Below are 12,648 nucleotides of genomic sequence, written 5' to 3'. Positions count from 1 at the left end.
GTATCCCCTGCCCCGTCGAAGTTCGCTGCGCTGATCGCGACGCCTGGACCGCCCGGCCTGACGCGCCGCCCTGAGAACCCTGTCCGCCGGCGTTGGCCGCCGGCCGGTGCCGCTCGGGTTTCCCCTGCGACACACACTATATCTAGTGCAGAACCGCTCAACTGGCACCAAGTATAGTGGACATTCGGAGGACGTCCAAACGGATAATTTGCGGTGGAGGTCTTGACATCGCTCACGCGCAGACACGACAAGGCATTGGTCGGAGAAAAAACTTTCTCCGGTCAAAAAACCCCGCGATCAGTGCTGACGGAAAGGAAAGTATTCGGCGGAAAACCCGGCATCGCTCGCGAAGCGTTGCCAATCGAAATGCGGGCCCGGGTCGGTCTTGCGGCCCGGCGCGACGTCCGAGTGCCCCGCGAATGCGTCGACCGGGTAGCGTGCGGCGAGCGCGCGGGAGAGTGCGGCGAGCGTCGCGTACTGCGCGTCGTCGAACGGCACGTCGTCCGCGCCCTCGAGCTCGATGCCGATGGAGAAGTCGTTGCAGCGCGGCCGGCCGAAGAATTCGGACGAGCCCGCGTGCCACGCGCGCTCGTCGCACGACACGAACTGCACGAGTTCGCCGCTGCGGCGGATCAGGAAGTGCGCGGACACGCGCACGCCGCGCAGGTGGCTCTGGTAATAAGGGTGCGCATCGCAGTCGAGGCGATTCAGGAACAGCGCCTCGATCGCGTCGCCGCCGAACTCGCCGGGCGGCAAGCTGATGTTGTGGACGACGACGAGCGTCGGCACCGCGCCCGCGGGCCGCACCTCGTAATTCGGCGACGGCGCGTGGCGCGCTTCACGCACCCAGCCGTGCGCATCGACCGACAGTCGTGCTGCGTCGTTCATCGGGCGTCGTGGCCGCTCGCGCGTGCGCCGTGGCGCTGCGCGTGCTCGGTGCTGCAGAAGTATTCGCCGCCCGCGACGACGGCATCGCCCTTCGGCGCATGCACGCCGCATTCGGCGCAGCGCACCATCGGCTCGGGCAGCGAGCGAGCGGCGTCGCCGTTCGGCCGTGCAGCCCCGGGGCCACCGGTGCCGGGCGCGCCGTCGTAACCGGCGCCGCGGCCGGTGCGCGCCTGCGCGTGCTCCTGCGCCTGGCGCAGCTTGCGCGCGAGCCACGAACCCGCGAAGAAGAGAAGGATCAGGAGAAGAATCTGTCGCATCGGAAACCTGCGTTCAAACCACGGAACGGTGCAGCAGCACCTCGAAAACGAACCGGCTGCCGACATACGCGAGCAGCAGCGCGGCGAACGACACGAGCACCCAGCGCGCGGCACCGCGGCCACGCCAGCCCGACGTCTTGCGGGCGACCAGCAGGCCGCCGAACATCAGCCACGACAGGATCGCGAATACGGTCTTGTGGTCGAGCCGTAGCGCGCGCGCGTCGACCTGCTCGCTGAACAGGATGCCCGACGCGAGCGTCAGCGTGAGCAGCACGAAGCCGGCGCCGATCAGGCGGAACAGCAGCTTCTCGAGCGTGAGCAGCGGCGGCAGCGTCTCGAGCCAGCTCGCGATCCAGCCCGTCGAGCCGTCGCGTCCGCCGCTCCTCAGCGACTGCAGGCGCCGCTCGACCATCAGCATCAGGATCGCGTGCAGCGCGGCGATCGCAAACAGCCCGTACGCGATGTTCGCGATCAGGAAGTGCAGCTTGAACAGCGGCGCTGCGGCATAAGGAAGCACCCGCACGCCGCCGAACACGAGCGGCAGCAGCGACGCACCGCATGCGAGCGGCAGCACGAGCAGCCGCAGGCTGTCGAGCGGGAAGAAGAAGCTCTCGATCCAGTAGATGCCGGCGCCGAGCCAGAACATCGCGGACAGCGCGAACGCGAAGCCGAACACCATCGCGTCGTGCGGGAAGATGGTCGTATGGAGCAGCACGCCGTGCGCGACGAGCGCGGCGAACAGCAGCGCGCGGCCGGCCCCGCTCATCCCGGACGCGGCGGACGCGGGAACCGGCACGGCCGGCACGCTCGCGACGAGCGGCGTCGCGCCCTGGCGGTGCGTGCGCCAGCCTGCGACGGCAAGGCCGCCGTACAGGAATGCGGTGAGGGCATACAGTACAATATCCATGTTCGAAGTTTACACTAGGCCCCCTTCCCGCGACGGCTCCCTTTGTTCGGTTCCGCCGCGCCTTCGGGCCCCACTGTCCATCGCTCCCCATGCTCGACAATCTCACTCAACGGATGGCGCGCGTCGTCAAGACGCTGCGCGGCGAGGCCCGGCTTACCGAGGCGAACACGCAGGAGATGCTCCGCGAGGTGCGTCTCGCGCTGCTGGAGGCCGACGTTTCGCTGCCGGTCGTCCGCGAATTCATCGCCAAGGTCAAGGAAAAGGCGCTCGGCGAAGAAGTGATCAGCAGCCTGTCGCCGGGTCAGGCGCTCGTCGGCGTGGTCCAGAAGGAACTGACCGCCGTGATCGGCGGCGACTACGAAGGCAAGGCCGCCGAGCTGAACCTCGCGGTCACGCCGCCCGCGGTGATTCTGATGGCCGGCCTGCAGGGCGCGGGCAAGACCACGACCGCCGGCAAGCTCGCGAAGCTGCTGCGCGAGAAGTACAAGAAGAAGGTGCTGACCGTGTCGTGCGACGTGTATCGCCCGGCCGCAATCATGCAGCTGAAAACGGTGACCGAGCAGGTCGGCGCCGACTTCTTCCCGTCCACGCCGGACCAGAAGCCCGTCGACATCGCGGTCGCGGCCGTCGACTGGGCGAAGCGCCACTACCATGACGTGCTGATCGTCGATACGGCCGGCCGCCTCGGTATCGACGAGGCGATGATGCAGGAAATCGCCGCGCTGCACGGCACGCTGAAGCCGGCCGAAACGCTGTTCGTCGTCGACGCGATGCTCGGCCAGGACGCGGTCAACACCGCGAAGGCGTTCAACGACACGCTGCCGCTCACCGGCGTCGTGCTGACCAAGCTCGACGGCGATTCGCGCGGCGGCGCCGCGTTGTCGGTGCGTCACGTCACGGGCAAGCCGATCAAGTTCGTCGGCGTGGCCGAGAAGCTCGACGGTCTCGAGGTGTTCCACCCCGACCGGATGGCAAACCGGATCCTCGGCATGGGCGACATCCTCGCCCTCGTCGAGGAGGCGCAGCGCGGCGTCGACGTGCAGGCCGCGCAGAAGCTCGCCGACAAGGTCAAGAAAGGCGGCGACTTCGACCTGAACGATTTCCGCGCGCAGATCTCGCAGATGAAGAACATGGGCGGCCTGTCGTCGCTGATGGATAAGCTTCCGGCGCAGTTCCAGCAGGCGGCGGCCGGCGCCGACATGGGCCAGGCCGAGAAGTCGATCCGCCGGATGGAAGGCATCATCAGCTCGATGACGCCCGCCGAGCGCGCGAAACCCGAGATCATCAAGGCGACGCGCAAGCGCCGCATTGCAGCCGGCGCGGGCGTGCCGGTGCAGGAAGTCAACCGGATGCTGAACCAGTACGACCAGATGCGTACGATGATGAAGAAGCTGAAGGGCGGCAACATGCAGAAGATGATGCGCGGCCTGAAGGGCATGATGCCCGGCATGCGCTGATTCCGCCGATCGGCCGGCGCGCGGGTTTTTGCTGTAGCGCGCGCCGGCCGTTCTGCTTCATTCTTATTTGTATACCGACTGCCCGCCAGAACACATGAACCGCGAAGAAGCCCTCCACATTTTCAACCACTCCGAAGAGATCGTCTCGGCCGACGCCGTCAATGCGTCGATCTCCCGGATGGCCGACGCGATCCGCGCCGAGATCGGCGATGCGTTCCCGCTCGTTCTCTCGGTGATGGGCGGCGCCGCGGTGTTTACCGGGATGCTGCTGCCGCATCTCGATTTCCCGCTCGAATTCGACTACATCCACCTGACCCGCTACCGCAACACGACGCAGGGCAGCCCGGAAATGCACTGGCGCGTCGCGCCGCGCGAATCGGTGAAAGACCGGATCGTGCTCGTGCTCGACGACATCCTCGACGAAGGCGAGACGATGGCCGCGATCCGCGACCGCATCCTCGACATGGGCGCGAAGCGCTTCATGTCGGCCGTGCTGTGCGAGAAGACGCTCGCGAAGGCAAAGCCGCTGCACCCCGACTTCTGCGGCTTCGCGGTGCCGGATCGCTACGTGTTCGGCTGCGGGATGGATGCGAAGGGCTACTGGCGCAACCTGCCGACGATCCGCGCGCTGACCACGAACGTCTGAGCGCCCCGCTCCGCACTATATAAATAGAAGGCGGCGCTCCGGTTTCCCGGAGCGCCGCCTTTTTTGTGGGCACACACCGCGCCGCCTACAGCTGGTGCACGAATGCGCGGATGCCGCCCAGCATCATCTCGACCGAAATCGCGACGAGCACGAGGCCCATCAACCGCTCGAACGCCGCGACGGTCCGTTCGCCGATCCATTGCTGGATCCGCTCGGCCAGCACGAGCGTCACCGCGCAGACGATCATCGTGACCGTCAGCGCGCCGACCCACTCGAGCATCTTGCCGGGCCCCTGCGACGTCAGCAGCATCACCGTCGCGAGCGCCGACGGCCCGGCGAGCGCCGGAATCGCGAGCGGCACGATGAACGGCTCGCCGCCCGCGCGCGGATCGTTGCCGAGTGCGCCGTCCGGATGCGGGAAGATCATCCGCAGCGCGATCAGGAACAGCACGATCCCGCCGCCGAGCCGCAACGACAGGTCGGTGAGGCTCATCATCCGCAGGAAGCGGTCGCCGACCAGCATGAAGAACAGCAGGATCACGAACGCGATCCCCACTTCACGCAGGATCAGCTTCACGCGCCGCTCGCGCGGCACATCCCGCATGGCCGAAATGAACAGCGGGATGTTGCCGAGCGGATCGGTGATCAGCACCAGGAGCACGGTGGCCGACAGGAAGGTGTATTCCACCGCGTTCCCCGGTCGGTGCGCTTAGCGCGCGAGCGCGGCGCGGATCTTCTCCGCGACCGTCGCCGCAGCCGCGTCGGCCGGCAGCAGCGTCGCTTCGGCGTCGCGGCGGCCCTGATACTCGATCTTGCCTTCCTTCAGGCCGCGCTCGCCGATCACGAGACGATGCGGCACGCCGATCAGCTCCCAGTCGGCGAACATCACGCCCGGGCGCTCGCCGCGATCGTCGAGGATCACGTCGATGCCGGCCGCGGCGAGTTCCGCATACAGCTTGTCGGCGGTCTCGCGCACCATGTCGCTGCGGTCATAGCCCATCGGGCACAGCACGACTTCGAACGGCGCGATCGATTCGGGCCAGATGATGCCGCGGTCGTCGAAGTTCTGTTCGATCGCCGCGCCGAGAATGCGCGTGACGCCGACGCCGTAGCAGCCCATCAGCATCGGCTGCGGCTTGCCCGACTCGTCAAGGAACGTCGCGCCCATCGCTTCCGAATACTTGGTGCCGAGCTGGAACACATGGCCGACCTCGATGCCGCGGCAGATGTCGATCACGCCCTTGCCGTCCGGCGACGGGTCGCCCTTCTTCACGTTGCGCACGTCGGCGACGTCCGGCTCGGGCAGGTCGCGGCCCCAGTTCACGCCGGCGATGTGATAGTCGACCTCGTTCGCGCCGACGACGAAGTCGCTCATGTTCGCGACCGTGCGATCGGCGATCACCTTCACCGGCTTCTTGGTGCCGACCGGGCCGAGATAGCCCGGCGGCGTGCCGAACCACTCGACGATTTCCTGCTCGGTCGCGAAGCGGTGGTTCTTCAGGCCCGGCAGCTTCGACACCTTGATCTCGTTCAGGTCGTGGTCGCCGCGCAGCATCACGAGCCAGATGGTCGGCTCGGCGCCTTCGTTGTCGGTCGCGAGCACGATCGACTTGATCGTGCGCTCGAGCGGGATGGCCAGCAGTTCGGCGACGGCTTCGCACTTCGCCTTGCCCGGCGTCCCGACCTTTTCCATCGCTTCGGCCGGCGCCGCGCGTTCGGCGATCAGCGGCAGCGCTTCGGCCGCCTCGACGTTCGCCGCGAATTCGGACGTCGGGCAGTACGCGATCGCGTCCTCACCGGTGTCGGCGATCACGTGGAATTCGTGCGAGAAGTTGCCGCCAATCGAGCCGCTGTCGGCCGCGACCGCGCGGAACTCGAGGCCGAGACGCGTGAAGATGCGCACGTACGCGTCGTACATCTTGCGATACGACTCGTTCAGGCCGGCCGCATCCTTGTCGAACGAGTACGCGTCTTTCATGATGAATTCGCGGCCGCGCATCACGCCGAAGCGCGGACGGATCTCGTCGCGGAACTTCGTCTGGATCTGGTAGAAGTTCACCGGCATCTGCCGGTAACTCTTGATCTGGTTGCGCGCGATGTCGGTGATGACTTCCTCGTGCGTCGGCCCGATCACGAAGTCGTTGTCCTTGCGGTCCTTGAAGCGCAGCAGCTCGGGGCCGTACTGTTCCCAGCGGCCCGATTCCTGCCACAGCTCGGCCGGCTGCACGGCCGGCATCAGCAGCTCGATGGCGCCCGCCCGGTTCATTTCCTCGCGCACGATCGCCTCGACCTTGCGAATCGAACGCAGGCCGACCGGCAGGTAGTTATAGATACCGCCGGCGACGCGACGGATCATGCCGGCGCGCACCATCAGCTTGTGGCTGACGATCTCTGCGTCGGCGGGTGCTTCTTTCAGGGTGCCGATAAAGAAACGGGAAGCTTTCATGCGGACGGTTCCAAAAACGGCGCCCCCAGGCGGGGCGCCCGAAAAAGTTTCAAGGTGAAAAAGCTGCGCGCGGCGAACAGCAATGGACGACGATGGCGCAGACGACGTAGCAGACTAATCAGGGACAATTCAGCCGGTGTACCCCGCGCGGATTCGCTCCGCTACGGTGCGCAGCGCCCGTTATCTGTTTATAATCAAAGCAATTTTAAAGGATTCGAAGGTGGTTGTATGCTGGATCGTGAAGGCTTTCGCCCGAACGTCGGCATCATCCTCTTGAACGCGCGCAACGAGGTGTTTTGGGGCAAGCGGCTCCGCGAGCATTCCTGGCAGTTTCCTCAAGGTGGGATCAAGTACGGCGAGACCCCCATGCAGGCGATGTACCGGGAGCTGCACGAGGAAACGGGCCTGCATCCGGAACACGTCAAGATAATCGGCCGCACTCGCGACTGGTTGCGTTATGAGGTGCCTGACAAGTTCATCAAACGCGAAGTACGCGGTCATTACCGCGGCCAGAAGCAGATCTGGTTCCTGCTGCGGATGGTCGGACGCGATTGCGACATTTGCTTGCGCGCGACCGACCACCCGGAGTTCGATGCGTGGCGCTGGAACGAGTACTGGGTGCCGCTCGATGCGGTGATCGAGTTCAAGCGGGATGTCTATCAGTTGGCGCTGACGGAACTGTCGCGCTTCCTGCGCCGCCCGGCGCAGCGAGCCGAGAAGCCGCGTGGGCCGCGTCTGTCGCGCTATCCGCGCGTCATTGGCGCACAGGCCCAGCAGACGCTGACGATTGTCGACGCATCGGTAGTCTGTTCGGAGATCGAAGTGGAAGCGAGCACGCTCGACGAGATGCCGCCCCACGTGATCGTCGGCAAATGACGAATCGAACTGCATGACCGGGCGCGACCTAGGTGTCGCGCCCTTTTTTTACGAGGAATGCATATTGAAAGCGATTGCTCTCGCGCTCGCATCGATTGCCGCGGTGGCCACGCTGGCAGGTTGCGCGAATTCGAAGACGCCGACCGACAAGGATGACAGCGAGTTCGTGTATCTGCTGGACCGCCAGGGAACCTGGAAGGAAAACACGGTCGACTCGCTGCCGCCGCTGCCGCAGGCGAGCGACCTGCTGCCGTTCAACGTATCGCAGAACACGCCGCTCAAGTTCTTCGTCGATGCGAAGTCGCTCGCGGTCGGCACCGACGGCGTCGTGCGCTACGCGGTCGTCGTCACGAGCCCGGCCGGTGCGCGCAACGTGAACTACGAGGGCATCCGCTGCGACACCTACGAATGGCGGCAGTATGCAGGCCTGAATTCGGACCACGACGGCTGGGATCGCACGGTCGAGAACGATTGGCAGCGCATCGAGAACGGCGAGCTGAATGCCTACCACTCGGCGCTGTATCAGGATTACTTCTGCGCGAACAAGATGCCGCAAGGCTCGACCCGGCAGATCCTGGAGAACATCCGGTTTCACCGTACCGCGATGAGCCAGTTGCGCTGATGGCGCGCGGCGCCGCTCTTTCTGCCGTCCGCTGCATGAAAAAGCCCGCATCACGCGGGCTTTTTCATTTGACGGCCTGAACCGGCAACGCGAATGATCACACCAGCACCAGATTGTCGCGATGGATCAGTTCGGGCTCCAGCATGTAGCCGAGCACGGATTCGATCTCGCCGCTCGGCTTGCGGTGAATCAGTTTCGTCTCCGCGCTGCTGTAGTTCGTGAGCCCGCGCGCCACTTCGCGCCCGTCGGGGCCGACACACGCGATGACTTCGCCGCGCGCGAACGCACCCTGTACGTCGATCACGCCGATCGGCAGCAGGCTCTTGCCGCCGGCCGTCAGTTTCTCGACCGCGCCCGCATCGATCACGACATGGCCGCGCACCTGCAGGTGGTCGGCCATCCACTGCTTGCGTGCCGCCATCCGCGCAGTACGTGCGATCAGCTGCGTGCCGATCGCCTCGCCGGCCGCCAGACGCACGAGCACGTCGGACTCCCGGCCGCTCGCGATCACCGTATTTGCACCGCTGTGCGCCGCGCGCTTCGCCGCGAGGATCTTCGTCAGCATCCCGCCGCGGCCAAGGCTCGAGCCCGCACCGCCCGCCATCGCCTCGAGTTCCGGCGCGCCCGCATTCGCTTCCGCGACGAGCGTCGCGTTCGGATCCTTGCGCGGATCGGCCGTAAACAGCCCCGACTGATCGGTCAGGATGATCAGCGCATCGCCTTCGATCAGGTTTGCAACGAGCGCGCCGAGCGTGTCGTTGTCGCCGAACTTGATTTCATCGGTGACGACCGTGTCGTTCTCGTTGATGATCGGCACGACGCCGAGCCGCAACAGCGTCAGCAGCGTCGATCGCGCATTCAGGTAGCGCTCGCGATCCGCCAGGTCGGCATGCGTCAGCAGGATCTGCGCGGTGCGGATGTCGTGCTCGGTGAAGCGGCTCTCGTAGACCTGCGCAAGCCCCATCTGGCCGACCGCGGCCGCCGCCTGCAACTCGTCGATTTCCCGCGGCCGCTTGCTCCAGCCGAGCCGCTGCATCCCTTCGGCGATCGCGCCCGAGCTGACGAGCACGACTTCCTTGCCCTGGGCGCGCAGCGCGGCGATCTGGGCCGCCCAGCGGCCGATTGCAGCATGATCGAGCCCCTTGCCGTCGTTGGTCACGAGGCTGGAGCCCACCTTCACCACCAATCGCTTCGAATCCGCGATGATCGAACGCATCCTGCACTGTCTCCTGTATCTGATGCCTGCCCGGCCGGGCGCGATTGAGCGCCGACGCCGGGCGGCACACCCGGCGCGCTCCGGAACCACTCAGTCGTCGTCGCCCGGCGCGGCCTCGCCCTTCGCAGGCGGCGCGTCGCGGAAACGCACGTCCGCCGCGAGATCTTCCGCCTCCGCCGCGCGATGCGCGTCCGAATGTTCGGAGAGGTAGTCGTAGATCGCGTAGCACAGTGCTTCACAGCCCTGGCCCGTCAGTGCCGAAATCTCGAACACCGGGCCGTCCCACTCGAAGCGCTCGAGGAAATCCGCGACGCGCGCCTTGCGCTCGTCTTCCGGCACCATGTCGAGCTTGTTGAGCACGAGCCAGCGCGGCTTCTCGTAGAGCGCCTCGTCGTATTTGCGCAGCTCGCCGACGATCGCCGTCGCTTCGGCAACCGGATCGACGCTTTCGTCGAACGGCGCAAGATCGACCAGATGCAGCAGCACGCCGGTGCGCTGCAGGTGGCGCAGGAACTGATGGCCGAGGCCCGCGCCTTCGGCGGCACCCTCGATCAGCCCCGGGATGTCGGCGATCACGAAGCTCTTGCTCGGGCCGACCCGCACCACGCCGAGATTCGGCGCAAGCGTCGTGAACGGGTAGTCGGCGATCTTCGGCCGCGCATTCGACACCGACGAGATGAACGTCGACTTGCCTGCGTTCGGCATGCCGAGCAGGCCGACATCGGCGAGCACCTTCAGCTCGAGCTTCAGCATGCGACGTTCGCCGGGCTTGCCGTCCGTCTTCTGGCGCGGCGCGCGGTTCGTGCTCGACTTGAAATGCAGGTTGCCGAGCCCGCCGGCACCGCCCTGCGCAAGCATCACCTGCTGGTCGTGCTCGGTCAGGTCGGCGATCAGCTCGCCGGTATCCATGTCGCTGATGATCGTGCCGACCGGCATGCGCAGCGTGACGTCGTCGCCACCCTTGCCGTAACAATCCGAGCCTCGCCCGTTTTCGCCGTTGCGCGCCAGATGCTTCTTCGCGTAACGGTAGTCGATCAGCGTGTTGATGTTGCGGTCGGCGATCGCGTACACGCTACCGCCCCGACCGCCGTCGCCGCCGTCCGGCCCGCCGAACGGGACGAATTTCTCGCGGCGCATCGACGCACTGCCATCGCCTCCGTCGCCGGCGATGACTTCGATTCGTGCTTCGTCAATGAACTTCATTCGTCACTCCGCCCAGTATTTCCGCTATTGTGCCGCGCGCCGGCACGCTTGAACAATCTGCCGTTCGGCCGATCGTACGCCGGTTGCGCAACGGTCGCCGGAACGCGCACGCGCCCGGCGGCCAAATAAAAAAAGGCCCCGCGAAGACTGCGGGGCCTTTCGGCTACGAAGCCCGTGGGTGCCTGAACTTAGGCAGCCGCCGGGACGACGATGACCAGATGCTTCTTGTCCGCGCCCTTCGTCGCGAACTTGACGTGACCGTCGACCAGCGCGAACAGGGTGTGATCCTTGCCCATGCCGACGTTCTCGCCTGCGTGCATGCGCGTACCGCGCTGACGCACGATGATGCCGCCGGCATTGATTGCCTGGCCGCCGTACACTTTCACGCCGAGACGTTTCGACTCGGAGTCGCGGCCGTTCCGGGAAGAGCCGCCTGCCTTTTTGTGTGCCATCTGATTGCTCCTTTACCGAGGCGCTTACGCGTTGATCGCGTCGATGCGCAGCTCAGTGTAGTTCTGGCGGTGGCCGCCGTGCTTTTGGTAGTGCTTCCGGCGACGCATCTTGAAGATGGTGACCTTGGCATGACGACCGTGCGACACAACGGTGGCCTTGACGGAAGCCCCACTGACCAGCGGCGTACCGAACTTAATCGATTCGCCTTCGCCCACTGCGAGAACCTGGTCGAGCGTGATTTCAGCGTCAATGTCAGCCGGTATCTGTTCTACTTTGAGTTTTTCGCCAACGGCAACCTTGTACTGCTTGCCGCCGGTTTTTATGACCGCGTACATTGAGAACCTCACTCTGGATCCAATTTTTCCGCACACCACGCGCGGAAAACACGTGATTATACATGGGGTTAGCACCGAAGTCAAAACCGATCGACGATTGCCTCGCGCGGGCCTCGGCCGAACGGCCAAATTCGCGGCTGCGGCACGTGTGACAGACCGGGATATCTCGGATTCGACTTATAATCCGCGGCATCACCCAATTCCATCATCATGTCGTCGTCCACCGCCTCCCCCACCCTCAGCGCCGCCCACCTGCTCGCTCCGATCACCAGCGACATGGAGCAGGTGAATCGCGTTATCCGGCAAAGCCTCGCGTCCGACGTGCTGTTGATCAACCAGATCGCCGAGTACATCATCGGCGCGGGCGGCAAGCGGCTGCGCCCGGCGTTGCTGCTGCTCGTCGCCGGTGCACTCGGCGAGACGTCGCACCAGCGGCACGTGCTGGCCGCCGTCGTCGAGTTCATCCACACGGCCACGCTGCTGCACGACGACGTCGTCGACGAATCCGAGCTGCGCCGCGGCCGCCAGACCGCCAATGCGCTGTTCGGCAACGCGGCGAGCGTGCTGGTAGGCGACTACCTCTATTCGCGCTCGTTCGAGATGATGGTCGGCGTCGGCAAGATGCGCGTGATGGAGATCCTGTCCGAAGCAACGACGATCATTTCCGAAGGCGAGGTGCTGCAGCTCCTCAACATGCACGACGCGGACGTCGACGAAGCGCGCTACATGCAGGTGATCCGCTACAAGACGGCCAAGCTGTTCGAGGCATCGGCACGCCTGGGCGCGGTGCTCGCGGGCGCCGATGCGCCGACCGAGGCCGCCGCCGCCGAATACGGCCGCCGGATCGGCACCGCATTCCAGATCATGGACGACTGGCTCGACTACGCGGGCACCGTCGAGGCAATGGGCAAGAATGCCGGCGACGACCTCCGCGAAGGCAAGCCGACGCTGCCGCTCATCTATCTGATCGAGCGCGGCACGCCCGAGCAGGCAGCGCTGGCACGCGAGGCGATCGAACAGGGCGGCACCGATCGCTTCGACACGATTTTCGAAGCGATCACGCGCTCGGGCGCACTGGATCACACGCTCGAATGTGCGCGCCAGGAGGCGCAGGCGGCAGCGGCCGCGATCGCCGCATTCCCCGATTCGATCTACAAGGAGAGCCTGCTCGCGCTGTGCTCTTACTCGACGTCGCGGCAGTCCTGATTGCATGTCATGTGTCGCCGCCACGGCTGCGACACATGTTCGACACGGGAAAATCACCTGTCTCGAAAATTTTTTT

At 65.5% G+C, this 12,648-nt stretch carries 14 protein-coding genes; 5 read left to right on the top strand and 9 right to left on the bottom strand.

What is annotated here, in order from left to right; genetic code table 11:
• Positions 1-297: 297 nt before the first annotated feature.
• From ampD to DPV79_RS29105, 3 genes are read right to left on the bottom strand one after another with little or no spacing between them, the layout of a single operon-like run.
• Complete coding sequence (gene ampD / locus DPV79_RS29115; protein WP_021161899.1) at positions 298-888, bottom strand: 1,6-anhydro-N-acetylmuramyl-L-alanine amidase AmpD; 591 nt, start codon at positions 886-888, stop codon at positions 298-300.
• Positions 885-1,205: a PP0621 family protein gene (locus tag DPV79_RS29110; protein ID WP_027788431.1), complete on the bottom strand. Its 321-nt coding sequence runs from the start codon at positions 1,203-1,205 to the stop codon at positions 885-887. Before DPV79_RS29110 ends, ampD begins: the two co-directional genes overlap by 4 nt.
• Positions 1,206-1,218: 13 nt before the next feature.
• Positions 1,219-2,112 (bottom strand): cytochrome C assembly family protein, encoded by an 894-nt coding sequence (locus DPV79_RS29105; RefSeq protein ID WP_027788432.1) that lies wholly within the window; start codon positions 2,110-2,112, stop codon positions 1,219-1,221.
• Positions 2,113-2,201: 89 nt separating this feature from the next.
• Here DPV79_RS29105 and ffh point away from each other — a divergent pair, with 89 nt between their 5' ends.
• Together ffh and DPV79_RS29095 are read left to right on the top strand one after the other, a co-directional pair.
• Positions 2,202-3,569 carry a signal recognition particle protein gene (ffh, locus tag DPV79_RS29100; RefSeq protein ID WP_048026091.1) on the top strand — a complete coding sequence of 456 codons (1,368 nt, stop codon included), beginning with the start codon at positions 2,202-2,204 and terminating at the stop codon, positions 3,567-3,569.
• A 94-nt stretch (positions 3,570-3,663) separates the two neighbouring features.
• Positions 3,664-4,215: a hypoxanthine-guanine phosphoribosyltransferase gene (locus DPV79_RS29095; RefSeq protein WP_021159891.1), complete on the top strand. Its 552-nt coding sequence runs from the start codon at positions 3,664-3,666 to the stop codon at positions 4,213-4,215.
• 85 nt (positions 4,216-4,300) lie between these two features.
• Here the strand turns inward: DPV79_RS29095 and DPV79_RS29090 are convergent, their stop codons facing one another.
• Entirely contained in the window at positions 4,301-4,903 is a 603-nt protein-coding gene (locus DPV79_RS29090; RefSeq protein ID WP_009688453.1) for a MarC family protein, read from the bottom strand.
• Positions 4,904-4,924: 21 nt separating this feature from the next.
• Complete coding sequence (locus DPV79_RS29085) at positions 4,925-6,661, bottom strand: proline--tRNA ligase (RefSeq protein WP_113047104.1); 1,737 nt, start codon at positions 6,659-6,661, stop codon at positions 4,925-4,927.
• 228 nt (positions 6,662-6,889) lie between these two features.
• Here DPV79_RS29085 and DPV79_RS29075 point away from each other — a divergent pair, with 228 nt between their 5' ends.
• The gene (locus DPV79_RS29075; RefSeq protein ID WP_048026088.1) at positions 6,890-7,537 is read left to right on the top strand and encodes an RNA pyrophosphohydrolase; all 648 of its coding nucleotides are present in this window, start codon (positions 6,890-6,892) and stop codon (positions 7,535-7,537) included.
• Positions 7,538-7,550: 13 nt separating this feature from the next.
• Positions 7,551-8,159, top strand: a complete 609-nt coding sequence (locus DPV79_RS29070; RefSeq protein WP_113047103.1) for a CNP1-like family protein — start codon at positions 7,551-7,553, stop codon at positions 8,157-8,159.
• Between the two features lie 97 nt (positions 8,160-8,256).
• Here DPV79_RS29070 and proB read toward each other — a convergent pair whose 3' ends face one another.
• The 4 genes from proB to rplU form a co-directional block, all read right to left on the bottom strand.
• Positions 8,257-9,375, bottom strand: coding sequence for a glutamate 5-kinase (gene proB, locus DPV79_RS29065; protein WP_027788436.1), 1,119 nt, complete (start codon positions 9,373-9,375; stop codon positions 8,257-8,259).
• A 90-nt stretch (positions 9,376-9,465) separates the two neighbouring features.
• Positions 9,466-10,578: a GTPase ObgE gene (obgE, locus tag DPV79_RS29060; protein ID WP_059687193.1), complete on the bottom strand. Its 1,113-nt coding sequence runs from the start codon at positions 10,576-10,578 to the stop codon at positions 9,466-9,468.
• Positions 10,579-10,766: 188 nt separating this feature from the next.
• Positions 10,767-11,030: a 50S ribosomal protein L27 gene (gene rpmA, locus DPV79_RS29055; protein WP_006476999.1), complete on the bottom strand. Its 264-nt coding sequence runs from the start codon at positions 11,028-11,030 to the stop codon at positions 10,767-10,769.
• Between the two features lie 24 nt (positions 11,031-11,054).
• Positions 11,055-11,366: a 50S ribosomal protein L21 gene (gene rplU, locus DPV79_RS29050; RefSeq protein WP_006025184.1), complete on the bottom strand. Its 312-nt coding sequence runs from the start codon at positions 11,364-11,366 to the stop codon at positions 11,055-11,057.
• 210 nt (positions 11,367-11,576) lie between these two features.
• On the opposite strand from rplU, the gene DPV79_RS29045 reads away from it, so the two are divergent.
• On the top strand, positions 11,577-12,572 hold the full coding sequence (locus DPV79_RS29045) for a polyprenyl synthetase family protein (protein ID WP_042975355.1): 996 nt from the start codon (positions 11,577-11,579) through the stop codon (positions 12,570-12,572).
• The last annotated feature ends 76 nt before the right edge of the window (positions 12,573-12,648 follow it).

Source organism: Burkholderia reimsis (assembly GCF_003294055.1).
Classification (GTDB): Bacteria; Pseudomonadota; Gammaproteobacteria; order Burkholderiales; family Burkholderiaceae; genus Burkholderia; species Burkholderia cepacia.
Note: the sequence above shows the minus strand (reverse complement) of the source record. Positions and strands in the feature narration are given on the sequence as shown.